Raw genomic sequence first — 24,521 nt, 5'->3', positions numbered from 1 at the left:
AATCGGTGGAGCTGCATGACAAAGTCATCGGGCATTATCTGAACATAAAACACTATCAATAAGTTGGAGTCATTACCTTACTTGTCATTTTCTTTCAGCCAATTATCGACCAAATCCTTTATCACATCAGTAATAGATGTACCTTGTTTTGCACACGCAGCTTTGAAGCGGGTATGTATCTCTTCATCAAAGTTAACGTTGACTCTCTTTTGCTTTCCCGTGGGTGTGCTATTGACGACTTTTTCAAGATCTCGATGCTCACCGAAACTCATTGTTTTTGATGTATGTTGCTTAGTTAGTGCCATACATAACCTCTAATATGCTGAAATGAGTATATGAGTTTTTACTCAAATGATTCGAGTATTTCTCGCGTCAGAATGGCTATCTCGCCCTTTGCTGCTCCATCGTTGGTATCGAAAACGCTCTCACCCTCCATGACGGATTTAACGTAACTTTGGCGTTGTGTGATCGCAGTTTTAAACGGCTTAATACCCGTCTGAGCAATGCTATCTTTCAGAACGTTAAGCATGGTGGCTTGTTCGATTTTCCGTGTGATGAGGAATCGAGCTTCTACCGGACGATTATAAGCCTGGGCTTCCAGTACCGTGACGACAGAACCGGCAGCGGAAAAATCCAAAGGGCTGGGTGTTACCGGGATGATAATCAGGTCGCTGACCATCACCGCTGCGGAAGTAATAACTGACAGAGAACCGGCTCCATCAATAATCACAAAGTCATATTCAGCCAGATCTTTTCTTACCTGGTAAACGTCTTTCTCTGATGCTGCGGTGTAAACATCGAATGCTGCTTTCTCTGCTTTATTCCAGTTAGTCAGGCTCATCTGTGGGTCTGTATCTACAACTGCAATTTTTTTACCCGAACTGGCAAGGCAGCTACTGACGTTGATTGTTGCAGTCGTTTTACCGGAGCCACCTTTAGGGTTGAGGAACGCGATAATTTTCATGTCTAAACCTCATTTGTGTGTTTACTCATTTGAGTTTAATTATACACAAAAACACAAATGAGTAAATGTGTTTTTTATGTGTAAATGAGTATATGAGTGTTTTTTTTGAGTGTTGGAACTGGCGGGAATTTTGGTTTAGGCTTCTCTCAATAGATTATTGCCAACCTCCATCGTATTCATTCCAGCCCTGATTAGTTGCATCATTGGTTAGCGTCATATCATCGACCACGCAGTTACGTATCTCAGCTGTGCGGTATATCTCGTCGAAAAGTTCGTCAATCTGCTCTTTCAAATCGGCCTCATCGCTATACGTAAAAATCAGGCTGTACTCATTGTTGTCCAACACCTTTCCGTCATAGTCGCACTCAACCAGCCAGGCAATATCTTCTCTGACCTTTTTCTTCCCACGGGTAAATTTGCTGCCGTTCTGCACCGGCACCCACAGTGTGGCTGTCACGGAAAATGCGGTAGCACTCTCAGACTGCCCGGAAAGAGAGGGGAGGGCTGTAACTGGGGGACACTGTTTAATCGCCCGGCTAATGGTGCCACGACTGCAATTGATGGTCTTCTGAACCTGGCTCCAGGAGCTGCCGCTGGCCAGCAGCCGGTTAATGGCATCATAGCGATGTTGGTTAACCTTTCTGCCCTGGTATTTGCCCTCAGCTTTTGCTTTGGCGATCCCCTGTTTCTGGCGTTCCCGCCGCTGCTCATAGTCGCGTCTGGCCACTGCGGCCAGCATATCGAGCAGCATGTCATTGATGGCCGAAAACATCCGGTTATCAAAATCGGTCAGCCCCGGAGATAAATGCAGCCAGGTAGTGGGAACATTAACGGCCACGACTCTTATATCTTTCCTGGCAATCATTTTCTTGAGCGTGATCCAGTCATTCCCGGCCAGTCGTGAAAGGCGGTCAACATCTTCAATAAGTAAGATGTCGCGCTGCCGACAGTCTTTCAGCAGCCGGAAAAGCTCAGGACGTTCCAGGCGTGAACCTGACTCATTTTCAATATAATAGTTACAGATGGCCAGCCCGTGCTCAGTGGCGAAAGTATCGATAGAGCTACGTGCTCGTGATGCATCCTGTTCGGACGTGGAGGCACGAAGATAAGCGCGAACAAAGCAGGTCGGTACTGTTTGGGTCATTTTTGAGAACCGGTTCTGTTTAAGTGTGTCGTGTGTGTTTAAACAGTACCAGCTTGCAGTGGTACGAGGAAGGTATACCTATACAGTACCGATAAATCGAACTATTAAAGCTTTACCGAATAGACGGAGTGGAGTAGGGAAAAACGCCCCCTCCACTGACGGGAGTCAGATCTGCCCACCCACGCCTTTGAACTTCTCAATAAATGCCCCTATTTTCTGGAAAACAGACTGTTTTTTCGTTTTGTACTGCGGGTTTAACGGACTTAGCTTGGGTAGCGTCTCGTTTAACTCAGTGCCATTTTCGGTGGCGTATTCCCGTTTCAGTGACGTGCGGATATAGCGCTTTGCTGCTTCTTCGTTCAGGTTCTCTTCTTTTATCAGCGCCTCAGCTTCACGCTGTTGTTCGCGCTGAGCAAATGTGAAGAACGCATCAATAATTCCGGCCTTGTCCGGCAGTTCATCCAGGTTCGTCTGCTGAATAAAATCAATAACCAGCCCTTCTTTGGCGCGGCTGCCCAGGCTTGAACGGATAAGGCGTCTGACTTCTTCGGTCAGGGCCTCTTTGCCCTTGTTTTGCTTGTTGTGCTCGAATATCAGGCCGAGGATATAGTCCAGATTGATTTCCTGAGACTTCAGCAAATCAATCTCAAACACCACGTCATCCCAGTCGGTGGTTGAGTTATCCTTGTCATTCGCCGCTTTTTCGCGCCGCTGCCAGTCACGTATGTCATTGTAGGATGAACGGTAGTCCTGAATTTTACGCTCGGCAGGAAGGCGGATGGTCTGTAATTCCGCAAGCTTCTCATCATCGAGATAATGCTCGGCTTTGAAGGTTTCCAGTGCCTCCGGGTTGCTGGTATCAACCTTCTGGAGCGCTTTCAGGGTGGTAAATTCGTCATAGTTTTGCAGAATATTTTCTGCTCTCAGATATTCACCAAACAGCTTCACAAAGGCTTTCTTCTCTTTCTCGCTGTCAATACTGGCCGGGTCAGGGAACTGACTTTCCAGTTCTGATACCACCGTCATAAAGCCACGCTTCGCCTCACCGGTGACGATATCGTTAAAGCCTTCCATGTACTCGCTGTAGCTCTTTTCCAGTACCACGTTTTTGGTGTTCTTGTCGCCAAACAGCGTGATAGCGTCAACCGTTGAATGCTCCAGGTTACGGAAGGTCACGATATTACCAAAGGTCTTGGTGGCATCATAAATACGGTTAGTGCGTGAGAAGGCCTGCATCAGCCCGTGATAACGCAGGTTCTTATCCACAAACAGGGTATTCAGGGTCGGGGCATCAAAGCCGGTTAAAAACATCCCCACGACAATCAGCAGGTCGATATCCTGATTTTTCACGCGCAGTGCTAAGTCGCGGTAATAGTTCTGGAAGCCATTACTGTCGGTACTGAAATTGGTTTTGAAATAACCGTTATAGTCATCGATAGCGGCATCAAGAAACTCTTTGGCGCTACTGTTCATTGCACTGACATCAAAGCTTTCATCGGTAATGTCACCGACCGCATTCTGCTCTTCATTGGCGGCAAAGGAGTAGATAGTCGCTACCCTGAGTGGCTTACGGACATCAATATGCGTGTCGGTGCCCTGCTGCAACTGCTTAAAGGCGTCATAATAGGCTTTGGCCGCATCCACGCTGCTGACGGCAAACATGGCGTTAAAACCTTTTGCACCGGGAAAGGTGCGGTGTGTTTTCTGGCGAAAGTGGGTCAGGATATAGCGGGTAATTTCCTCAAGACGGCGCGGGTGTAAAAAGGCCTGCTGATTTTCAGCCGCGCTGAGTTTCTTCTCGTCGGTTTCGGTTTCCAGCGCCTTAAACTGAGGCCGGACATCATTGTAGTCCACCTTGAACTTCAGCACCTTCTCGTCCCGGATGGCGTCGGTAATGACGTAGGCGTGCAGCTCGCGACCGAACACGCTGGCCGTGGTTTCTGCTCCCAGTGCGTTTTGCGGGAAAATCGGCGTACCGGTAAAGCCAAACTGGTAATAGCGTGAGAACTTTTTGCTCAGGTTCTTTTGCGCCTCGCCGAACTGGCTGCGGTGGCACTCGTCAAAGATAAACACCACCTGCTGGCGGTACACCGGCAGGTTGGCTTCCCCTTTCATAAGGTTGTTAAGCTTCTGAATCGTGGTGACGATGATTTTATTGTCATCTTTCTCCAGGTTGCGCTTCAGGCCGGCGGTGTTGTCCGAGCCGTTGACGCTGTCCGGAGAGAAGCGCTGGTACTCTTTCATGGTCTGGTAATCGAGGTCCTTACGGTCAACCACAAAGAACACCTTATCGATAAAGTCCAACTCGGTGGCAAGCCGTGCGGCCTTGAAACTTGTCAAGGTTTTGCCTGACCCCGTGGTGTGCCAGATAAACCCGCCAGCTTCCGGTGTTGACCAGCCTTTTGCGGCAAAAGCGCTGTTGATTTTCCATAAAATGCGCTCCGTCGCCGCAATCTGATAGGGCCGCATGACCAGGAGCGTCTGGCTGCTGTCAAACACGCTGTAGTGAAACAGGATATTCAGCAGGGCATGTTTCTGGAAAAAGGTCGCGGTAAAGTCTTTGAGGTCTTTTATCAGTGTATTGTCGGACTTCGCCCAGTTCATGGTAAAGTCGAAGCTGTTTTTATCCCGCTTGGTGGTATTGGCAAAGTAGCGGGTATCGGTGCCGTTGGAAATGACAAAGAGTTGCAGGTATTTGAACAGGGAGGTGTCGCTGTTAAAGCTCTCTTTGCTGTAGCGGTGTATCTGATTAAAGGCTTCGCGAATGGCCACGCCGCGTTTTTTAAGCTCAACCTGGACCAGCGGCAGGCCATTGACCAGTATCGTGACATCATAGCGGTTAGCGTGCGTGCCGGCCTGCTCGAACTGCTGGGTGACCTGCACCTTGTTGCGCACCAGATTCTTTTTATCAATCAGGTAAACGTTTTCCAGCTGGCCGTTATCAAAGGTGAAGTCACAAATGTAGTCGATATGGATTTTACGGGTTCTGTCGAGGCTGCTGTCACTCGGGCTGTCCAGATACTGCTCACAGAAGCGCCGCCACTCCCCGTCGTTAAACGTCACACCATTCAGGGCCTGAATCTGCATTCGCGCGTTGGCCAGCATGGCCTGCTGCGAGGGCAGCGAGACAAGCTCATAGCCCTGATTGCGCAGGTCCTGAATCAGCTCGCGCTCCAGGTCAGACTCGCTCTGGTAGCTGTCAGCGGCTTCCCAGGCTTTGGTATATTTATCGAGGACAATGAAGTGATTAGTCTCGGCGACGGTGTGTGTCTGTTGGGTCATAGCGCATCCTGTGTGCCCGTGGGGCAAAACCGGCAGTAAGGCATATCACACTGCCGGAAAGGAAAAAGTGATAAAAGATAATCCCGGTCAGAAACAGAACGCTGACCGGGCAGTTGTTTCAGGCCTGTCGGTATCAGTTAGCGACGTCAGCAGGCTTGGGGAAGCTGAACAGCAAGTCGCGATAGTATTCGTACTGCTGCTGGCGCAGGGCGATTTCGCGAGGGAGGCCTTCACTGACGGAGTTGGTCAAAGCGTCGAATTTATCGAGAATATTAATTATACGTGCTTGCTCGGCTTGATCAGGGATAGGTATTGGATATTTCATGATATTTTCTTTGCTACCACGTGGCATTTTTGCACCTTTGGCGTGTTGCATATTGTATTCAAAGAATTTGTCATCAGCTAAAACATGATACAAATAACTTGGATTTATTGAGCTATGAATGCATCGAATAGCTAATACATCACCACTGGTTCCACCGACACAGTCAGACTGCCAAATTTTTTTCAAATATGGACGGATATTTCCAATCAATATGTCATTGAGGCGAAATTCCGTTAGTTTGCCTAATGTTGGTACATGGTTGGATGATGTCTTGCCAGCCCGGTTTTGCAGAAGATTATCGACACCAACATAATTTGTCTCATCCAGTTGTTCAAAACTAATTCTGGTTTTTGAATATTGAGCTATTTCACCCAATGTCTTCCACTCAACCTCACCCTCGTTAAAACTCAGCAACTGGTCACGATAGTAGTTGTACTGTTTTTTACGTGCGGTAAGCTCAGCGGTAAGCTCAGCGGTAAGCTCAGCGGTAAGGGCGGTAAATTTATCCAGAATCCGGACGATTTCAGACTGAATGGCGAGGGACTTTTCTGGGTTGCCCGGGCAGGGGATTGGGATTAGTAACTTCTTCAAACTACTAGCATTCAAAGCAGGTATGCCGTCAAAAGTGCATAGCTCCTGTATTTCCTTTTGCATCTCAAGCAAGAGATGATACAAATATCTCACACTAACACTTTGTTCTTTACTTATCGTAACGGAATAATTGAGATTTCCTCTGAAATATTTTCCATCTTGCCACGTGACAGAACCAACTCCAGCCCCCCGGGTAGTTATACCCATTGGGTCATTATCGGTATTCCAAATGTCTATAAATCCTAATGGTTCGCGACCACTGTTAATTACAGGATATTCGCCGGGATTATCTGAAATCATATTTTTATTTACAGATTGACCAGTTTTAATCGTTGTTATGCTGCCTAATGGCAACAATTCCACCTCAACCCCATCCAGCAGTTTTTCCAGATAACTCAGCCCGCTCATACCTGTGCCTCGCTGCCTTCAATTTCTGCCACAATCGCATCGATGTCTTTGCGCAACTGGTCGATTTTGCTGACGGTGGTTTTCAGCTCGGCATTCAGCTCGGTGATATCGACAATTTCACGGGTATCTTTAGCTTCCACATAGCTGCTGACTGACAGGTTATAGTCATTGGCAGCAACCGCCTCAAGCGGCACGGATTTCGCCAGATGGTCAGTATCTGCTTTGCTGTCAAAGGCCTGCATAATCGTTTTGATATGCGCCTCGGTCAGGATGTTGTTATTGGTTTCTTTCCTGAACAGACCGCTGGCATCAATGAACTGCACGCTGGTTTCGGTCTTATGTTTTGACAGCACCAGGATGTTGACTGCAATGGTGGTGCCAAAGAACAGGTTGGGTGCCAGTGAAATCACGGTCTCAACGTAGTTGTTATCGACCAGATACTGACGGATTTTTTGCTCAGCACCACCACGGTAGAAAATACCCGGGAAGCAGACAATTGCTGCACGGCCTTTGGCAGAGAGATAGTTCAGCGCATGAAGCACAAAGGCAAAGTCGGCTTTGGATTTTGGTGCCAGCACGCCAGCGGGTGCAAAACGCTCATCGTTAATCAGCGTCGGGTCATCACTGCCAATCCATTTCACCGAGTAAGGCGGGTTAGAGACAATCGCATCAAAGGGTTTCTCATCACCGAAATGCGGCTCAGTCAGCGTATTCCCCAGCTTGATATCAAACTTGTCGTAGTTGATGTTGTGCAGGAACATGTTCATACGTGCCAGGTTAAAGGTCGTATGGTTAATCTCCTGCCCGAAAAAGCCGTCTTCGATGATGTGATTATCAAAATGCTTTTTCGCCTGTAACAGCAATGAGCCAGAGCCTGCCGCCGGGTCATAGATTTTGTTAACGTGGGTCTGACCGTGCATCGCCAGTTGGGCAATCAGTTTAGAGACATGCTGTGGCGTAAAGAACTCGCCGCCTGACTTGCCGGCATTTGCCGCATAGTTGGAAATCAGGAACTCGTAGGCATCACCGAACAGGTCAATTTGGTGCGCATCAAAGTCACCCAGCTTTAAGCCTTCAACGCCTTTCAGCACGGCAGCAAGACGGGTGTTTTTATCTTTAACGGTATTACCCAGTCGGTTACTGGTGGTGTCAAAATCGGCAAACAGGCCTTTGATGTCAGCCTCAGACGGATAACCGTAGGCAGAACTTTCAATGCCGACAAAGATGCTGTTTAAATCGGCGTTCAGCCTGTCGTTGGTATTGGCTTTCGCCGCTACGTTGCTGAACAGCTGACTTGGGTAAATAAAATAGCCTTTTGTTTTGATGGCATCGTCTTTGATGTCATCGGTAATGATGCTGTCATCAAGCATTGCATAGTGAACACTGTCATCACCGGCTTCGATGTAGCTGGAGAAGTTTTCGCTAATAAAACGATAGAAGAGTGCGCCCAGGACATACTGCTTGAAATCCCATCCATCGACCGACCCTCTGACATCATTGGCAATTTGCCAGATTTGACGATGTAACTCTGCGCGCTGCTGAATACTGGTCATTGATTATGTCTCTTCTGAATACGTTATTTTTTGTGATTTTACGGTTTACCCGGATGTACGGATATCTTTATCAATTAAGGGCGTGGGGCTGATGTGTGCCTGCTTTTTCAGTACTGGGGCGTATTTAGCGCCATGAGACTTGTGCGCTCAACGTGTTACATAACGAAAAGCCCGCATATAGCGGACTTCAGGGGGTAAGGTAACCAGAAAATCAGGGTGCTGTTGCCAGATGAGAGAACGGGAAACCGGTAGCAGACACAACACGGCGGAGCGTTTTCAACGTGGGATTACCTTTAGGTGAAAGCGTTCGATAAAGTGTTTCCCGGGAAACACCCGCTCGCTCTGCCACCAGACTCATTCCACCTCTGGCCTCAACCACATGACGCAACGCCGCCAGGAAGGCCTGCTGCCCTCCCTCGTCATCGATATCAGCAAAGGCCTGATGCAGATAGTGTTGCGCAAATTCCGGGTCTTCACGGAGAAGCTGCACCATCGCATCGTCATGTAAACGGGATTTAGTCATCAGGTCACCTCATCAAATAGTCGTTCAGGCACACAATCGCCTGGTCTATATCTGCATTTTGGGTTTTTTTATCCCCGCCCAATAGCAGCAGTACAATCTCATGTCCAACCAGGCTGTAATACACCCTGTATCCCGGCCCCTGATCAATACGCAGTTCCCAGACGCCCTCCCGGCAGGGCTTATGGTCGCCAAAGTTACCGGATGCCATCCTGTTCACGCGTGACGCGATTTTTGCCTTGGCTATCGGGTCACGAATGTCTTTTAAAAACTCCATGAATACATCACGTTCATCTGCCGTGAGGTAATGCCTGATCGTAGTCATCGCTATTTTGTATCTTATAGGCTATAGAGCTATATTGTACTGTAAAAGCTACAGGAGTAAATCATGATCATAAATATTCCTGTTTTTAGCATCAGCGTCATTTAGCGTTTCGCGGCCTAGTCAGTCTTTTCATGAGGCGTTGCATTTTTAACGGTTCTTACGGTCGAGGGTTCCCGCTCAATCGAACGAAATCACCCGTTAAGCTTAAATCGCTTAACGTAGGACCATTTCCGCATTTCACGCTAACCCCCTATATAACGTAAGCCGTCCGGGCGCTATGTCGTGTTTCCGCATTGAGCCAGGCGAGCTGTTTCATCCCTCCGGGTTTCCATCGCTGGCATAACAGCATTTCACCACTACGGCATAAGGGGCGCTAAGTCCGGGTATGCTCGCCGTCATTTTCTCCTGTGAGCCTTTCTTCTTCATATCAGCTTCCGGTAATCGTTCCCCGTCACATCCTGGTCAGCAAGGTAATGCATAGCCGCTTCGCGCCCTTGCTGACCAGAACGATTCCAGGGAGGCCGAACCGTCAGGCGATACGAAGACGAAATTCACACTGACGGAGAAACAACCATGACTATGAACCTGCATACCCAGACAAGCGCCCCTAATCCCGCACCGGCGACCAGCGTATCCCCGCTGGAGCAGTCAGGCTCCTCAAAAACGAAATTTTCTAAGGGCAAGGCCAAACCAGATGTTTACCAGGTGGTGACTGACAGCATCATCGAAGCGTTAGAAATGGGTGTTAAACCGTGGGTGTGTCCGTGGAAGCGTAACGGTGCGGTGTCAGGTATTCCGTCAAACTTCACCACCGGCACAGCCTACAGCGGGATGAATATCATGCTGTTATGGTGCAGTGCAGCAAAGCAGGGGTTTAATGATTCTCGCTGGTTGACCTACAAACAGGCTCAGGAGCAGGGCGCACAGGTTCGTAAGGGTGAGCATGGTACTACAGCCATCTTTTACAAGACTCTGGAAAAAGAAGCTGAGGATGGCGAGATTGAAAAAATCCCTATGCTGAAAACTTTTACCGTGTTTAATGTTGAGCAAATCGACGGGCTGGAAATGGGCGCCGAGATTGAACCACTGGCCGTAGGAGAGTTTGATCCGCTGCCGCAGGTTGAAGCACTGTTCCAGCGTACAGGCGCGAACATTACAGAACGTGGCCAACAGGCATTTTTTAAACCGCTAACGGATGAAATCTGGTTGCCGGAGCGTCATTTGTTTGCCGATGCTGCGAATTTTTACGCTACCGGATTGCATGAATTGACGCACTGGAGTGGGGCGAAAAGCCGTTTAAATCGTGAAATGAAAGGGAAGTTTGGATCTGAAGGGTACGCCTTTGAAGAACTGATCGCCGAACTTGGAAGCGCGTTCCTGATGGCTGATTTAGGCGTTGCGGGAGAGGTTCAGCACGAAAGCTATATTGCATCGTGGCTGAAATCACTGAAAGACGATAAACGCTACATTTTCAAAGCGGCCAGTGCCGCATCTAAAGCGCATCGTTATTTGATGGGATTTTGAGGGGAACGGAAGAGAGCATTGCCCATATATCCACATGAGAGAAGCCAGTGAAGCGGGGAGGCCAACAAGCCGCCCCGCGAACGGGAGCGCCTCTACCGGCGGGGCAAGCCGGTAGAGGTCGATTGTGGGTATGTGGACAATGCCGAGGGTAGGGCGTAAGTGCTGGCTAAAATTGCCGACATTTAATAGGCCGGTGCTAAAACTTCGCTTTCTGCCCACAGGCGATTAAATTCTTTCTCATACTGAGCCGCGATCTGCGGAACGCCTCTTAACACTATGCTGTTTTCTGCGTTGCGGCTGTCTGCGCTGGCCGTGTAATTAAATGACCCTGTTTGTACTGTGCTGCCATCTGCGATCATCACTTTGTTGTGCATGATGGCGTAACGACTGTTAAGACGTACCGCAACATGATTATTTGCCAGGTAAGTGACCGCTGAATAACGGTCACCGTTCGCTTTCTCATCGGCGACAACCCGGACACTAACCCCCCTTTTTTGCGCGGCAATAATGGCCGTCGCGATGGGCTTACTGGTGAAGCTATACGCCTCAACATCAAGTGACGTTGAGGCGTCATTGACCACCGACAGAACGTTTTGCAGTGCGGTATGTGACGGAGAAAAACCTACGCTGACGGTGGGGGCGGCAAATGCCGGGAAAACAACCAGGAGAAGGGCAGGCAGAGTAATTTTAAGCATAGGTTGTTAACTCCAGGGCTTTTAGTTCATCCATTGTATAAAAGCGGAATACGTTACGGTGCTTCGCTTCCAGCATGACATGTTGGCTGTTTTCGATAACCTGCTTTATCGTGTCGAACAGCAACATTAATGCCCGTTTCTTTTGCTCATCCGGCACAATGTAGAAAACGAAAAACCAGAGGTTTTCCGTTCGCGCTCTCAGGTGACTGGCGATAATTTGCTGATAGCGTGCTTTCGTTTTTAAGCTACGTTCCGTTTCAATGGCGATCCGTTTGCCATTTGGCAGCGTAATTAATCCGTCAGGCCGGTGCTTCACCTTAAACTGATTTAAAAAGGTGTTACGGTCGCCATTAATCCAGTCCGTCGCGCCTTTTTGTGCCAGCGTCAGGTGTACCAGTTGGTTATCCAGATGATGATCGAGGCTCCAGCCTTTTAACTTCGCCGGTTCAAATCGGGCGGGGAAAATCTTGTCTTCGGGGCTGAGTACGACGGCGATCCCATCCTGGGTTATTCCCCACAGCGTGAGACTGCCGAGGCGAGAGACGAAAACATATTTTTGAATAAGCCCCATTCCTTCCAGTTTATCGAGCAGAAGGTAAAGCGGTTGATGTGCCTTATACCTAAAGAGTTGTTTTAGCGTGTCAAAATCGCTGTAGGTTTCTTCTTTCAAAAAATTAAGAAGCTGTGCCATTTTTTCACTGTTACGGCCTTTGCGTTCTTTATCGCTACTTATCAACATGGCATTCCCTTATTCATCAAAATCAAAAGAAGACGTTTCAACAACCAGCTCAACCGGTGCTAACTCGGCTGTTCTGTTTTTTTCTGCCGCCACTAAAACGGGTGCCGTCTGGGTTGCGGGTGCTTCAGTAAAATCGAGCGGCTTTTTAATCGATATGGGTGTGATCGGCGTGACGTCATAAACCTGTAGCGGCTGTTTTTTCACTTTCAAGGGTGAGATAAGGGAGGCTCGGGGTAACTCTGTGGCCGTGAAAATATAGCTGACGAACGGAGGCAGGTTTAACAGCATGTTGCTGTCGATATAAAAACGCTCGGCCTGTCGGATTGTGCGCTCGTCGTCTATTACTTCGGTCAGTACCCGATTGGTTTTTGCTTTGCGACTTTCATCGTCCACTAAAATCGTACCGGACATTTTCGCCACCCATAACGCGGTGTCGGGGTCTTGCAGTTTATAAACCAGTTTAAATTTGGCGTTTTCCACTACGGCACCCACCACGGCGTCGCCGTTTAAATCGGCGGGGCAGTCGCGGAGGTCGGCAACGGACTGGTGATCCATAATGATATGCACGCCTTTATCTCGGGCAGCGCCTAAACCCTCAAGCGCAGGTCGTGATAAATGGTATTTTAGTTCGGCCAGGTGAATAGCAATCGGGCGTGGCGTGGTATTGATTCGGTCGCGTAACTCAGCAAGCTGCATTAACCGCACTAAAATCATGCGTTGAGTTGCGATCACTTTACTGTTGCGCATTGAACCGATGATGTAACAGCAACCGCCGTCGTCAAAAATCTTTTTTAATGCCAACCCATCTGGGGCATTAATGGAGTTTAATAAAGCTAGCTCCTCTATTTTACCGAAAAATCCTTTAATCGTTTCGGCAATGCTCTGCACGAAATCGCTGTTGAATAAATCGCGGATCGTAGCGGTTGGGTTTTCATTAATTAATTGTGCGGTAGCGCGTGCAGCTCTGCGGTCGTCGATACGATAGAAGTCGGCGGCTTCGCCTTTTTCAGCCAGGCTAAATCCAGCAATAAAAAGCTCCTCTAAATGTTCTGCTGTAATTCCGTCGATAAGATTTAGCTGGTATTCCGGCCTATTTAGGTCAATTAGGTAGAATGGTTTTCCTGCATCTTCACACGCTTTCCTTATTAAATGAGGTGCCCATTCATCATTTTTTGGATCCATTTCAAAAACACCTTCACCGGCTAAAATACTTTGGTAAATAAGTAACCCTGTTGCTACTCCTTTACCTGCGCCCGTCGTACCAATGACATCCGCATGTTGTTTTTGCCAGTCACTGAGCGGAATATATTGAGGGTCTCTTTTTTCATTGAGGCCAATAAAAACGCCTTTTGTTAAATCAATGAATTTCTCGGGGTCATATTTTTCAGTTGTGGGCAACAATGCTTTTATTTCTCGCACATCAGTGCGCGTATTTCTTTCCAGACTGGTTTTTTTAACCATCTTCCTTTTGAGTTTGTCAATCTCTGGTGAGAGAACGCGGCGTGCAACGTAATGAAATATCACGCCGACCACAGTAAATGAAATCAATATTGCCCACAAAATTACTGGCGTACTGACTTCCAGCCTTGCCGGATATAGAAAGCGAAGGACGTAAGAGGTGGCCGGTGATATTGTGCCAAATATAAAGCATAAAAGTGAAAGGCAGATAATAACTCGTTGCCATATTGGTGCTTTTTCATGCTCATCTCGCTTTAGCGGGACAATAAAGGGCAACGTCAATCCTGATAATAAAGCTAACAATAGCTGATGCTGTTGCATATAGCCGAAGAACGCCGTGGCGTTATCGACTATTGGCATTAGCTTCTCTGTGATTTTATTAAGCATGTCTTAACCTTTGAATGGTTTCTTTCGGTGAGCTGTCTCGGTGAATCCACTCGGTGACAAGCTGTCACCGAGTGGATTCACCGAGTTGCATGGGGATCTGAGAGCGTTAAAACTGTGCCCGCAGGCGGGCATGCTGAGGGGGCTAGAGTCCCCTCAATAAAAGCATGTCCCATTACATGCGGGCTGGACGCCCTTATTTCATGAGACAAGGGGGTAATGTCGCGGCTGGACGCCACGCCAAAACCCCCAAAGGTCAAGTGCGGCAAACCGTCCACGCTACGCGTGACCACCCCCGTTACGAAGTGATTTTGACCTCCATTTTTTCGCCTTCGTCTCAAAATATCGGAAATCACTACTCGTAACGGGGGTGGTCACGCGCAAAGTCGTATTATTCTCGTTCCTCGAATAATGCTCCTAAGCTTGGACGGTTTGCGGGGCTATGCCCCCCAAATAAAGCGCTATCGTGGGCGATAGCTTTTTGCTCGCTGGGGCGGCAAAATTTATTCGGCTCCCCCCAACTAACTCGGTTCACTGGGGGTGAACGCTCGTTAGTGGTTTCGGCGACGCCAAATTAACAATTTTTTCAAAATTGAATTTAGCTGCCTCAATCCACTTCCCGTTAACAATTCATTCTGAATTGAACGATAAGTTAAAACTATCGTTAGCAATTTTTCAAAATTGAACGATTAAAACAAATAACGTCACATTTCCTCTTTGCGGATTTTGTTTAATATAGTATTTGTTTTATATGAGTCGTATTCTTTTATGTGTGGATGTAGTGTGGAGGCGATTTCTATAAACTTATCCCGTTCATCATTATTCAGGCTATCAGCGAATTTATGTATTTCCTCGGAAAGAAACTGGTCGTATAAAGTATCGTGTAAACCACAGCGTCGCCCTGCGCTATGTTCCATTCTTGAAATAACAGACTCTGCTATATATACAGCATTTTTAATTGTGTGGTGTTTTATTCTGGTTTTCATTCTTGATTTCCTCTGCAATTAAAAAATCATCCAACGTTGCACCTGAGTTTAACCGTTCCTGAATTGAGCGCGGAACCCGGCCAACACCAGACCATTTTTTAATGGCGCCACCGTCTCTGTACTGATATTTCATCCGGCGGCGGGATCTTGTTTTTATCGCCGCTACGGTTATTAATTCCTCGGGTGAAAAACCCTCACTGACAATCAGTGCTAACAATTCGCTGCGCTTTTCGTTGCGTAATTGAATGGCTTCTTGTTCTTTTTCCTGCTGCGCTGCCCACTCACTGATATGTATATCCAGTTTGTTTTGCAGGTCGATTAATAGTCCGTAGTCACAACGTTTAATAAACTGCTTCATGTTGCGGCCAGAGGATAGGTAGGTGTAAACATCCTGATATTTAATGTCTGACATAATGAAAGTTACCTAAGTTAATGGGGTGTGGCGGCATGACGCCGCCACACAGGTGAAAGGCTTATTTACGTGGTGGAAACTCAAACGCAGTTTGCCCGGTGGCCTTATCTTTTAGCACCACGAACGCCGAGAACGGCTTACCCGCTTTGCTGGTAAAGCCTTTAATCTCTGCGCTTTTGCCTTTGCTGATGATGGTTTCAACCTGATTCTTGGTCAGGTTTTTACCCGCCATTGTCGGCCAGATTTTAAAGTCGCACTGAGTACAGCGGAATATTTTAGGGGTCACAATGATGCTGCTACCGCAGGACGGACAGGGTGCGTTTAATCGCTCAAACTGGCTCTTTTCACTTTTTTCTTTATCGCTGGCCGTCACGTTGACTGCGCTGACATCGACGTGTTGAAGCTGCTCCGCAATAAAGATTTCCAGCTCGTCTAAAAACGCATCGCAGGTCATTTTCCCCTTTTCGATCTGCTGTTGCTGCTCGTGCCAGAGTGCAGTCATATCGGGTTCGGTAGCGATGGAGGGCAGGGCATGAATAAAGCTGATGCCTAAGTCCGTGGGGATAAGCTTCTTTTTTTCCACGGTATAAAAGTTGCGGTTCAGTAAGGTTTTTAACATTTCGGCGCGGGTTGCCGGTGTGCCGATCCCGCCATTTTCCCCCTCAGTGTCTTTGTCCCGGCTGACTAATAAAGCTTTAATACGCGGGTCTTTCACATATTTTGCCACGCGCTGTAAATCACGTAACAGCGTGGCTTCGGTATACAGTGGCAGCGGTTTGGTTTTCTCCGCTTTAACGGTGACGGTTTTACAGGTTCCGGCATCGTTCACGCTTAGTGCCGTTAATACGGAAAATAAGCCATCGCCATTATCTTTCCCTGGCTCACTCTCGCCGTCGCCGCTTTCAGCGTCGCTGTCGCTCTCTTGTAAAAGCGCCGTCCAGCCCATCCCCGTTGTTTTTCTGGCACTGGCGGTGAAGGTATTGCCCGCTGCGCAAAAACTGACGCTGGCTGCCAGATACGTTTTTTCCGGTAAGAATTGAACCAGGTACTGTGTAGCGATCGCGGTGTATACCGCGCGTTCGTCCTGGCTCATTTTTGCTGTATCGGGTGCGGTGCCGGTCGGGATAATCGCGGTATGCGCACCGACTTTACCTTCATTAAAGGCACGGCTTTTTCTGTTGCTGTCGAGGTCGGCCAATACTTGCGGGGGAAACGTCTCGCTTAATGCTGCACTCACCGCCGCAATCGTCTGTGGGGCATCATTAAACTGCTCGGCATTCAGGTATCGACAATCTGAGCGGTTATAGGTGATCGCCTTAAAGTTATCGCGCAGCGATTGCGTCACGGCCAGCGTTTTTTCAGCGGGCAGACCGTGCTCACGGCTCATGTGAACCTGCAAATCTAACAGCGAGAAGGGCAGCGGTGCCGGTGAGGTTTTCGGTTCGGTCTGTGCCTGTGTCACCGTGGCGGGTTGGTGCTGTGTAGTACTGGCAATATTATCAGCGTAGTGCTTATCGATAATGCGTTTTTTATCGTCCGTAGGGGCATCGTCTGGTACGGAAAATCTCGCCGGTATCTCACCTCCGTCGCAACGGGTCAGGTTAAAGCCGTTAATCATAAAACCGGCGCTGACAGCGTAATAAAACGCTGCTGCATGGTTTTTGAAGGCTTCATAACGGTGAACGATCAGACCCAGTATCGGTGTTTGTACCCGACCAACCGATAACACATCTTTGCCGCCTTTTTTACGGGCGGCGAGGGTGTAACCACGGGTCATATTGAAGCCAAAGAGTTGATCGCCAACGCTTCTCGCTAATGCGCTTTGGGATAATCCGTAAAACTCGCTGTTGTCGCGTAACTGCGTCAGCGCTTGTCGCGCTTTCTCCGTGTTCAGGTCATTGATAAGGACGCGCTTCACCGGTTTTTTCGTGCCGGTGTACGTCAAAATTTCATCAATTAAAAGCTGGCCTTCGGCATCGGGATCGCCAGCGTGAACAATCTCACTCGCCTTTTCAATCAACGCCGCCACCGTTTTAAACTGGCCTGCGGTGCGCTCAATCGGCTGGTAGCGGTGCGGGCGTAGTTTCAGCGGTAAATCAGCCTCGTTCCATTTTTCATAAGCGGGATTATGACTTTCAGGCTTGACCAGCTCGAGCAGGTGGCCTGATCCCCACGTCACCACGTCGGTGCCACATTCGATATAACCGCCACGGTTTACACCGTTGCCCAGGGCAAGGGCGATCACTTCACCCAATCCTTTCTTTTCTGCGATAAAAAGTCTCATGATTACCCCCTGACTCGCCCGAATTGGCTGATGATCTTGGCTATAGCTGCCGGGTCTGCGGCTTTGCATTCCCCCAAAAGCGCTTTACGCATGTTTGATGTTTTCGATGGGTCAAATCGGCCTTTCTTTTTAAACGCGTTAATACTGAAAAAGGATTTTTCGGCACTGCTGCATTCACTGCCGCCGCTGTTGCCCGTCACTTTGCCGTACATACACAGGACAACTTCACACGGGTCTGAAGCAAATGAAGGCGTAGAAAAGCCAGCGGTCAGGCACAGCAGTGCCGCCGCGATTGCGGTTTTTTTCATAACGTTTTATTCCTTGAGGTGGTTTTGAGACAAACAAAAGACGGCTAACGCCCTCTGGTTGTTCAACGCCGGAAAAACAGATTGAAAATCTGTCTCACCGCCGTTATCGGGAAAAATAAATGTCGGTGGTGTTGCAGGTCAGGCAGTGAGTTTTTGGAAGATAAGAGATAAGCCCTTGTGTACCGTGTTGTCTCAACCAAGCTTTAGCAGCAAAGAACGCGGTCGCATCCGGCGCAGAGACGGCAACGTGTGGGGAATGAGCAACGGCATACCAGACATCAGGCGTCCAAATCTGCCCTTCATCCTGAAAATCCGTGATCACTCTCGACCATTGCCCGGACACGACCGGCGACGGTGTAACAACCATATTTTCCTGCCATAAAGGCAATGTGCTGTTGGTCGGCGAAAGGGGTTTATCCCACTCGACGGCTGCCGGTTCGGGCGGGGATGAGCAGCCCGTGAGTACCAGCAATGCACTGAGTGCAACCAGGGGTTTAAAATGTTTCATTCCTGAAATTCTCCATCACACCGGCGCGATGCACCGGCTTAAAATAAATATCACCCATGCGGCGAATATCGCCGCTCACGTCAATGCTGGCGATGACATCAACGCTGTTCAATACCTTACGCAGCAGTACCGAATAGGGGATGTTCTGGCATTCCATGTTTTGATAACAGCGTTCCGCCAGCCCGTTAATGGCTTCTTCCGGGCTACCGGCGTGCAAAGAGGTGATCAGCCCCTCATGCCCCGAGCCGATGATTTTCAAACAGTCCCAGGCTTCACCTCCGCGCACCTCGGCCAGTAAAATACGGTCAGGGTTCATGCGGTAGTTTGCCCGTACCAGACTGGCCGGTGTCACAATGGCTTTTTCTCCCGCATCGGCGGGGTAAAAAAGATGCACGTAATTTTCATGGCCGTAAAAGCGCGTCTCCGGGTTGTCCTCGATAGTCACCAGTCGCAGGTTGACGGGGATATACCCGATCATCGTTTTCAGGTAGGTTGTTTTCCCCGACCCCGTACCGCCCACGATGATGATGGTCTTGCCATATTCGACACACTTCTCCATAAAAGCGGGAATAGCTCCGGCATTGTATAAACGTAAAAGTTCGTCATCATGGCTTGCTGTTTTCTCCTTACCCGTGACCCGGTCGTAAAAGCCGCCGTCGATATAGGACTGGTGGGGAATTTGTATCAGGGAAGGCTTGCGGATAGTGATCGACACCGTATCTCGCTCACAAGCCGGAGGCATCACCACCTGGCAACGTTCGCCAGATTCGAGCGTGGCGGACAGCACCGGCGACGTATCATCAATATGATCGCCCTGATAGTTGGCAAGCGCGGTGGCAAACGTCTGACACTGTGCCAGCGTGAGCGGAACGGGGTGTTTTTGCCACACCCCGCGAATTTTGGTAAACAGCTCTCCGGGACGGTTTACCGCGATTTCAGTCAGGCCATCGAGGTGAAGAAAATCCCCGAACATGCGCTGTTTATGCTGATCGAGTGAAATGTTACTGACGCCCATAATGCCCTCCTTATTTGAGTTTCAGGCTGTAGACGCCTGAAAAATCGATGTCTGAACCGGTCATGATGCCGATGATATCGCCCTGATTTTTGTAGATGGTTGGCGGGATATTGATGCTGTTATCCAGCGCCGTTTTTGCCATTTCAGCGGCGGCAGCGCGTGAATTTTCCGTGTAATCGGTATTGCGGTCTTTCGACGGGGCGGAACTTGCCGCCGCTGCGGCGACGTCCTGCACGGTACTGAGCATCATTGCGTTGCCGAAACGCTCCCAGAAATGCGTGTCGATCCAGCCATCAATACCGGCCTCACCGAGCTGGCCTACGACCTGAGAATCAACCATCGGGATTTTTAGCCTGTCCGGGGTTCTGAGTTCCGTCCACATCACGAACATCCTCGCCTGGCCGTGATTGAGTGTGCCGGTCTTGTAGACGCCACGGGCGCGGGTGCCTGCGGGTATCAGCCGTACATGGGTGCTTTCGCTGTAAACGTCCTCAGATATCAGGCAGGAAATTCGCCCGGCAACGTCGGACACAAAGCGGGTTTGAAGCGTACAGGGAATATAGGTATCGACCGGAATATACAAATCCGGGTCAAGCCGCATACGTTGTACGCCGGTGACGGTAGAAACTGCCGGTGCCACACCAGGTGATGCCTCCGCCCCGACAGGACAGGCCAGCTTTCCGCTGGCATCCATGACCATTGTCACCGTGCAGGGTGTATAAGGCTGCGCGGTCGCGGGAGATACGCTGTGCTCTGTGGTACTGCGTTCAGCCGTGCGCGAAACTGTGGCGGTTTGGCCGCTGCTTTGCGTGCTGGCCATCGCCGCCAGTGCCATAGACTTGTTAAATGAGACGGGCGGAGCGGCGGCACGAGGAAGGTTTGTTGTGGTATCGGTCGAAGCTGTGTCCTGCAACCCCAGCGGGTTTTCAGCCATTCCCATGCCCTGACGTTTCCGTCCGTAACTGACATCATCCGGTGCCGTTTTTGCCTGTTCAGCCTTGGGGGCTGGGGCGCTCATGAAATGGTTATAAGCCCAGTCACCCATCCAGGCTAATACGATAAGCGCCGCTAAAAGCAGTATTCCCAGCGTCATAAGACGATTTTTACCGCGCTTTTTGAGGCTGTTTACCTCGGGTTGGTCGGGTTTAACGTCCTCCACCGGCGCAGATTCTTTACGCTGTGCCTGCGCCCGTTCGCGTGCTTCAACTTCCAGCTCGGCCACCGTTTTTTCTCTCTCGGATGAAGGGTTTTCGCTCCCATCGAGAGGCGTTGGGTTTTGCGTATCCGTCATGGTTTTTCCTCCAGTTTAACCGCCGGTGAAACGGTGCTGCCGTTGCTGACCGTTGCCAGACCAAATCCCTGATTAACAATGCCCACCACGGCGTCGCCGTAGCGTAAGACCAGCTTTGGAGCCAGCGAGTGAACGACCATCACGCGATAGTTTCCCTGTTGCGAGAACGACGGGATGGTCGTTTGTTCTTTGCCGTTGACGAGCAGGAAGGGACTCGGGATCTTTTTCAGCGGTGAAAAGCCCAGGTAAGTGAAGCGGCCATCGTCATAGGCAAAGTCCGGCATAGCCATTTCACTGCCCTGCTTCACACGCTGCGCATAGTTCCAGTTTCGCGGTGTAGTGGCGGCATTAAACGCTTTGGCGATGCGGCTTTTTTCCTGCGCCTCCGTCAGCTCCTTTTGCCGCGCCTTCACGGCTTCCATGCTGGCCTTACGGCTGGCCTCGGGATAATTCCAGGTCACAACAAACGCCAGACTGCTTGCCGGTGCGCCTTCATCGAGTACGTTAAGTTCCAGGCTGTAGAAGTGTGCCGACGTGGTGACAAACAGGTTGGTTTTCCAGTCTTTCGACTCGGGTAAAAATGCCTGCTGGACGGTTGAGCCGTCCGCATCCGTCACCGGCTGCGTGATGGGGGCGGGGCGAATATAGACGCGGTTCGCCTCCTTTGTTACCGCCCATCCTTTAATGAAGCCGACTTCGGTACTGATCACCGCTTCATCATCGGCAAAAACTAACGTGGTGACGTAACCGGCGCGGGTGTTGATCACCGTGCTGTTTTGCACGTTGTACGCCACCTGCTGCATACGGCTGTCGTACCGGCTACCCTGCGGGGTTGCGGCTCCCCACGCCGATGAGCAGAGCATCAAAGTGAGAATGACGAATAGATTACGCATTATTCTTTCCTCAGTTCTTTGTCACGCTGGTAACTGGTGACGATGAAGCCCAGCGGATTACTCTCACGCTGCGCGTCAGTCAGCGCCTTGTGTGGCACGTAGTGGTATGTCAGACGAACGTTCCAGAATTCGACGCGCGTCGCGCCGTCAACAACGTGGCGGATGGTTCTTTTCAGTCGGAGGGTTGCCAGCATATCGGGCGCGGTAGCCTGGCTGATGATATTGGAAATGACCTCAGTTTCCACCACGTTAGCCGCATTCTGATACACCTTGTCGGGTGCATCCTGTCCGGCGAACCAGGCAAGATAGTCCGCATTGACCTGTCCGCTGTTAAAGAGCTGCACCGTGTCATAATTGCTTTGCAGGGCGAAATAGTTGTATCCCTCCCGGAGCGTGGCGTAATTGGCGGCGAAGGCTTTCGCCATTGCCTCCTCGGTCGCAATGTCTTTTTCTTTCACTCGGGTGACGTATTCCGCCCGCCCGCTGTGGCTGTCTACGGTGTAAAGTTCGACCTCCGTGTGTTTTAGCGGAAGCATGACAATGACGGCCACAACGGAAAGTAAGGCAAATACCGTGGCGACGGCGGCGATAACAAAGGCGAGTTTTTTAGCCCGCGCATCGCGTGTCAGCATCACTTTTTCAAACGACTGCGAGGCATTCAGCATTTTTTGTAATTCAGACATTATTCACCTCCTGCATAACGGAAGCGGAATTAACGGGTTGAAGGTCGCCGGAAACATCCGGCGGGAAATGGTTTTGCTGTGCGCAGCCCGCAAGGGTGCACAACATCATAAATATGATGAAGCGTTTCATGGTTTAGGTTCCTGAAAGGATTAAAAAGTAATGAGTCGTGCGATGGGAACAGGTGTGGCGGGATATCTGCTAGTTCTGGGCTTTCATTTTCTCCACTGCGGCTTTTGCCGATGCTTTGGCATTACTGGCCGATGAGCCTTTGAGGTTATTCGCTGCCTTATCGCCAATACTGCCTAAAGCATTCCCCACGGGCTTTCCTACGGTACTTGCGGCTTTTTTCGCTGCGCCCCCGCCTGCCATTAGCCCCATTTTAGCCGCGCCCTGTACCACACCCTGTACGCTAGCCCCTGCCAGTGAACCGGCAATTTTTGCCGATAACCAGACTACGAACCCGGAACCGATACCGGCAAGGCAACACTGTGCGGCCAGCGTTACAATGTTGTTGGCATTAGCCCCGACGCTTGCTTTGTCCAATATGTTACTAAGGTATTCAATCGCGATCCGTAAAGATAAGGCCGAAAACATGAGGGTCAGGATAGCGGTGAAGATTACCTGGAGCCAGTTATTGAACATCGGTCGCAGAAAACCGTAGATAAGGCAGAAAATGAATATGGGTGCCGTTGTTGTCATTAATAACAACATTATTTCAGCCCCCATATTAACAATGGTGGCGATAATTAAGGCTACTATTGTTCCCCCCCAAACTAATAGCTCAGCAATGCCGCCATTGAGTTGCACATAGGTTGAATTATCTAGGTTAAATAAGGTTTGCCCCAGCGTCTGAGCTTTACTCCAAAGTGTATCTAGTAAAACCCAGACATTTTCACTTCCGCTGAAACCATCTTTTAAACCGTTAATGGCAGCAACCGAGGCGTCTAGGTAGCCATCTGCATTAGTGACAAATGCTAGGATGATCCCCATTCGCGCCAAGTCCCACGCTACGTCCTCTACCGGGGTATGTAGCTTCCCCGCCAGTGTCTGATAGCCACGCCAAAGAATGTACAAAGTGGCAGAACCGGTAACTAATCCTGCCATCAGCGTTGAATACAGGGACATTTGCCCCTGTAAAACACTGTTTAAGCCATTCATTACAGCGGCATCCATTCCAGAGAAAACACCTTCGCTACTCATGACTTTTATTCTCTGGATGCATCCTGCTTTTTACGTACTCTGTTTGCACTTTTTGTAGTCCAGCTACAACGTCAGGCTCATTCATTGACCTTTTGGAAGCATTCACAACAGGGATGCACCGCTCACTGCTGAATGTTTGGGTTTTCAAACAATCGGCATAGTCTTTTATTAATTCGTCATGATGAGCCATATACCACTCTTCAGTTTTTTTCTCTTCACAACCACCTAAAGCAAACAGGCTTAAAACAAGCAGGGAGGATAAAATAGTGCGGTTATTAATCGTCATATGAAAAATCCTTGTCATAAGTTGTTTAAATCAGCTACCGGCGCACTCAGTTGTTGCTGTCGGTGGGCTTTTTGTCGCTGCGATGTCAGCATTTGATCACGCAGTTCCGACTGTTTCACGCTCATTTCCCACTGCGTGGTCAGCGCGTTTAACTGTACACTTTTTGACGTTATGGTGTTCGCCAAATCCTGTGACTCTTTAGCGTCTTGCGACATTTCTATACGACTTACAAGGGTGGAAATATCACTCACTGTACTGTTGATCTTCTCCTGTACCGCAGTGGTATCTTCGACGGCCACCGCCCGGTTAATGACGATTTGTTTACAGGTATCAGCATAGCTTTGGGTCTGCGTAGCATCACAGGTGTCAAACATCTTGTACTTGCTGTACAGGCCGTTTAGCGCACTGCTGTATGACCCGCCGGAGTTCGTCAGCAGGTCGTTGAGTGAAATGCCGTTTTTTTGCAGGTTTTTAAGGTCATTAGACAGCCCCTTAGCCTGACTCAAAAAGTCCTGTACGTTGCGTACGCCGGTCGCGGTCGCCAGTTGCGATTTGTAGGCATTAAGCTGGGATTTATACTGTTCCACCGTTTTAAGCCAGTTTTGGGCGTCGGTCGCGTATTGAATCTGACGTAACGGATCAGCATCAACCATGACAGGAATACCGGCATAGGCTGTCAGTGATGGACACAGCAAAGCCCCCGCAAGACAGGCGGCAGACAGAGTTTTCAGTTTCATGTTAT

General features: G+C 49.4%; 25 protein-coding genes and 1 pseudogene. 2 read left to right on the top strand and 24 right to left on the bottom strand.

Annotated features, from left to right (window positions below; genetic code table 11):
* A partial coding sequence (locus AC2FCQ_RS23380) for an IS1 family transposase (RefSeq protein WP_071528444.1) occupies window positions 1-62 on the top strand: 62 nt, incomplete at its 5' end.
* A gap of 15 nt (window positions 63-77) precedes the next feature.
* Here AC2FCQ_RS23380 and AC2FCQ_RS23375 read toward each other — a convergent pair.
* The 8 genes and pseudogenes from AC2FCQ_RS23375 to AC2FCQ_RS23340 all read right to left on the bottom strand — a co-directional run bounded on the left by AC2FCQ_RS23375 (window position 78) and on the right by AC2FCQ_RS23340 (window position 9,112).
* Window positions 78-305, bottom strand: coding sequence for a plasmid partition protein ParG (locus tag AC2FCQ_RS23375; RefSeq protein ID WP_044715105.1), 228 nt, complete (start codon window positions 303-305; stop codon window positions 78-80).
* Window positions 306-343: 38 nt separating this feature from the next.
* Entirely contained in the window at window positions 344-964 is a 621-nt protein-coding gene (gene parA, locus AC2FCQ_RS23370) for a ParA family partition ATPase (protein WP_044715110.1), read from the bottom strand.
* A 520-nt stretch (window positions 965-1,484) separates the two neighbouring features.
* Window positions 1,485-2,108, bottom strand: a pseudogene (locus tag AC2FCQ_RS23365) (recombinase family protein); the annotation flags it as partial.
* Between the two features lie 165 nt (window positions 2,109-2,273).
* A complete protein-coding gene (locus tag AC2FCQ_RS23360; protein WP_413481786.1) occupies window positions 2,274-5,390 on the bottom strand; it encodes an HsdR family type I site-specific deoxyribonuclease in 3,117 nt (1,038 codons plus the stop codon).
* A 133-nt stretch (window positions 5,391-5,523) separates the two neighbouring features.
* Complete coding sequence (locus AC2FCQ_RS23355) at window positions 5,524-6,714, bottom strand: restriction endonuclease subunit S (protein ID WP_490309109.1); 1,191 nt, start codon at window positions 6,712-6,714, stop codon at window positions 5,524-5,526.
* Complete coding sequence (locus AC2FCQ_RS23350) at window positions 6,711-8,267, bottom strand: type I restriction-modification system subunit M (protein WP_490309108.1); 1,557 nt, start codon at window positions 8,265-8,267, stop codon at window positions 6,711-6,713. The genes AC2FCQ_RS23355 and AC2FCQ_RS23350 overlap by 4 nt, the downstream gene beginning before the upstream one ends.
* Before the next feature lie 211 nt (window positions 8,268-8,478).
* Window positions 8,479-8,790, bottom strand: coding sequence for an addiction module antidote protein (locus AC2FCQ_RS23345; protein ID WP_050110594.1), 312 nt, complete (start codon window positions 8,788-8,790; stop codon window positions 8,479-8,481).
* Between the two features lie 4 nt (window positions 8,791-8,794).
* Window positions 8,795-9,112, bottom strand: a complete 318-nt coding sequence (locus AC2FCQ_RS23340) for a type II toxin-antitoxin system RelE/ParE family toxin (protein ID WP_050110592.1) — start codon at window positions 9,110-9,112, stop codon at window positions 8,795-8,797.
* Window positions 9,113-9,685: 573 nt separating this feature from the next.
* Here AC2FCQ_RS23340 and AC2FCQ_RS23335 point away from each other — a divergent pair.
* A complete protein-coding gene (locus tag AC2FCQ_RS23335) occupies window positions 9,686-10,636 on the top strand; it encodes an ArdC family protein (protein WP_490309107.1) in 951 nt (316 codons plus the stop codon).
* A gap of 182 nt (window positions 10,637-10,818) precedes the next feature.
* Here AC2FCQ_RS23335 and AC2FCQ_RS23330 read toward each other — a convergent pair whose 3' ends face one another.
* The 16 genes from AC2FCQ_RS23330 to AC2FCQ_RS23255 form a co-directional block, all read right to left on the bottom strand.
* Complete coding sequence (locus AC2FCQ_RS23330; protein ID WP_490309106.1) at window positions 10,819-11,331, bottom strand: phospholipase D family nuclease; 513 nt, start codon at window positions 11,329-11,331, stop codon at window positions 10,819-10,821.
* Window positions 11,324-12,070, bottom strand: a complete 747-nt coding sequence (gene mobC, locus AC2FCQ_RS23325) for a MobC family replication-relaxation protein (RefSeq protein WP_050920188.1) — start codon at window positions 12,068-12,070, stop codon at window positions 11,324-11,326. Before mobC ends, AC2FCQ_RS23330 begins: the two co-directional genes overlap by 8 nt.
* Window positions 12,071-12,079: 9 nt before the next feature.
* Window positions 12,080-13,915, bottom strand: a complete 1,836-nt coding sequence (locus AC2FCQ_RS23320) for a type IV secretory system conjugative DNA transfer family protein (RefSeq protein ID WP_490309105.1) — start codon at window positions 13,913-13,915, stop codon at window positions 12,080-12,082.
* 701 nt (window positions 13,916-14,616) lie between these two features.
* Complete coding sequence (locus tag AC2FCQ_RS23315) at window positions 14,617-14,898, bottom strand: hypothetical protein (RefSeq protein ID WP_216982016.1); 282 nt, start codon at window positions 14,896-14,898, stop codon at window positions 14,617-14,619.
* Entirely contained in the window at window positions 14,867-15,310 is a 444-nt protein-coding gene (locus tag AC2FCQ_RS23310) for an H-NS histone family protein (RefSeq protein WP_032490886.1), read from the bottom strand. The genes AC2FCQ_RS23315 and AC2FCQ_RS23310 overlap by 32 nt, the downstream gene beginning before the upstream one ends.
* A gap of 61 nt (window positions 15,311-15,371) precedes the next feature.
* The gene (locus AC2FCQ_RS23305) at window positions 15,372-17,594 is read right to left on the bottom strand and encodes a type IA DNA topoisomerase (RefSeq protein WP_201900562.1); all 2,223 of its coding nucleotides are present in this window, start codon (window positions 17,592-17,594) and stop codon (window positions 15,372-15,374) included.
* A gap of 2 nt (window positions 17,595-17,596) precedes the next feature.
* Window positions 17,597-17,902, bottom strand: coding sequence for a conjugal transfer protein (locus AC2FCQ_RS23300; RefSeq protein ID WP_057632606.1), 306 nt, complete (start codon window positions 17,900-17,902; stop codon window positions 17,597-17,599).
* Window positions 17,903-18,005: 103 nt separating this feature from the next.
* Window positions 18,006-18,410 (bottom strand): cag pathogenicity island Cag12 family protein, encoded by a 405-nt coding sequence (locus AC2FCQ_RS23295; protein WP_057632604.1) that lies wholly within the window; start codon window positions 18,408-18,410, stop codon window positions 18,006-18,008.
* Complete coding sequence (virB11, locus tag AC2FCQ_RS23290; RefSeq protein WP_201900560.1) at window positions 18,397-19,425, bottom strand: P-type DNA transfer ATPase VirB11; 1,029 nt, start codon at window positions 19,423-19,425, stop codon at window positions 18,397-18,399. Before virB11 ends, AC2FCQ_RS23295 begins: the two co-directional genes overlap by 14 nt.
* Before the next feature lie 10 nt (window positions 19,426-19,435).
* Window positions 19,436-20,716, bottom strand: a complete 1,281-nt coding sequence (gene virB10, locus AC2FCQ_RS23285; protein WP_490309104.1) for a VirB10/TraB/TrbI family type IV secretion system protein — start codon at window positions 20,714-20,716, stop codon at window positions 19,436-19,438.
* Window positions 20,713-21,609, bottom strand: a complete 897-nt coding sequence (gene virB9 / locus AC2FCQ_RS23280; protein ID WP_032490881.1) for a P-type conjugative transfer protein VirB9 — start codon at window positions 21,607-21,609, stop codon at window positions 20,713-20,715. Before virB9 ends, virB10 begins: the two co-directional genes overlap by 4 nt.
* A complete protein-coding gene (locus AC2FCQ_RS23275) occupies window positions 21,609-22,292 on the bottom strand; it encodes a VirB8 family type IV secretion system protein (RefSeq protein WP_032490880.1) in 684 nt (227 codons plus the stop codon). The genes virB9 and AC2FCQ_RS23275 overlap by 1 nt, the downstream gene beginning before the upstream one ends.
* Window positions 22,285-22,422, bottom strand: coding sequence for a hypothetical protein (locus AC2FCQ_RS23270; RefSeq protein ID WP_032490879.1), 138 nt, complete (start codon window positions 22,420-22,422; stop codon window positions 22,285-22,287). The genes AC2FCQ_RS23275 and AC2FCQ_RS23270 overlap by 8 nt, the downstream gene beginning before the upstream one ends.
* Window positions 22,423-22,491: 69 nt before the next feature.
* Window positions 22,492-23,493 carry a TrbL/VirB6 family protein gene (locus AC2FCQ_RS23265; protein WP_032490878.1) on the bottom strand — a complete coding sequence of 334 codons (1,002 nt, stop codon included), beginning with the start codon at window positions 23,491-23,493 and terminating at the stop codon, window positions 22,492-22,494.
* Complete coding sequence (locus tag AC2FCQ_RS23260; RefSeq protein WP_032490877.1) at window positions 23,486-23,779, bottom strand: EexN family lipoprotein; 294 nt, start codon at window positions 23,777-23,779, stop codon at window positions 23,486-23,488. The genes AC2FCQ_RS23265 and AC2FCQ_RS23260 overlap by 8 nt, the downstream gene beginning before the upstream one ends.
* A 14-nt stretch (window positions 23,780-23,793) precedes the next feature.
* Window positions 23,794-24,516 carry a TrbJ/VirB5 family protein gene (locus tag AC2FCQ_RS23255; protein ID WP_050296633.1) on the bottom strand — a complete coding sequence of 241 codons (723 nt, stop codon included), beginning with the start codon at window positions 24,514-24,516 and terminating at the stop codon, window positions 23,794-23,796.
* Window positions 24,517-24,521: the final 5 nt, after the last annotated feature.

This window comes from Serratia sp. CoH_134_PS_4, from assembly GCF_058190535.1.
This window is presented reverse-complemented; position numbering and strand designations above follow the sequence as displayed.